Annotated in this window: 1 protein-coding gene and 1 pseudogene; one reads left to right on the forward strand and one right to left on the reverse strand. The window is 58.5% G+C overall.

What is annotated here, in order from left to right; translation table 11 throughout:
* Positions 1-196: pseudogene (locus tag AF337_RS35270) on the reverse strand (PepSY domain-containing protein); the annotation flags it as partial.
* Positions 197-452: 256 nt separating this feature from the next.
* Here AF337_RS35270 and AF337_RS35275 point away from each other — a divergent pair.
* Positions 453-798, forward strand: a 346-nt coding sequence (locus AF337_RS35275; RefSeq protein WP_280138889.1) for a PHB depolymerase family esterase, incomplete at its 3' end; no start/stop codon positions are given.

The raw sequence follows: 798 nt of genomic DNA on the forward strand, positions 1-798 counted from the left end.
CGGCCTTTTCAATGCGGTCCTTGGCCTGACCCTCGGTGAAGCTGTTGGCGCCTTCGACCGGGGCGGTCGCATTGTTCGCTCCGGGCGTTGCGATGGCCGGCGTCTTGCCGTCGCTTGTCGTTGCGGGAGCCGTCTGGGCCATGGCTGACAATGCCGAAGCGCCCAGAAGCGCGGCGGCGAAAATGATCTTGTTCATGGGAATCTCCTCTCGTGTCGAACTCGCGGATCCGTGAGCAGGAAACCTCAGGTGAGCCTATTCGTTCCAGGTCCCGAAACATAAAGCTCGAATCCGAATCTTTACCGATTTGCAGTTGAACTGACAGTCCGGCGCACGGGCCAATGCGGCAATTGTGGGTGGGATCGGACGGCAATATCGGATAGAAAGCATTCGTCTGTCGATGGTGGCGCATGCCGGGGAGCGCGTCGAGGACGTCTTCGAAAAGGACGTATCGATGAAATTCAAGTTCCCGAAATCCTTGTCGCAAATCCTCAAATCGCAAAAGAGACTGCGGCGGATCCTGGAGAAAAGTCTGCTTCAGCCGGCAATCGGACCCAAGAAGGCGCGGCGCCTCACCGCGAAAATTGGATTAAGTGAAGTCAAGGGTTTCGGCAGCAACCCTGGACGGCTATCCATGAAGCTTTATGTGCCCAGCCGGACGGCCGCGATGCCGCCGTTGGTGGTGATATTGCACGGATGTCGCCAAACGCCCGAAGGCTTCGATGCCGCGAGCGGGTTCTCCGCGCTGGCGCGCCAATGCGGATTTGTTCTCCTCTATCCGCAACAGTCTGAGGCTCACG

The organism is Rhizobium ecuadorense, assembly GCF_001187535.1.
GTDB classification, from domain to species: Bacteria; Pseudomonadota; Alphaproteobacteria; order Rhizobiales; family Rhizobiaceae; genus Rhizobium; species Rhizobium ecuadorense.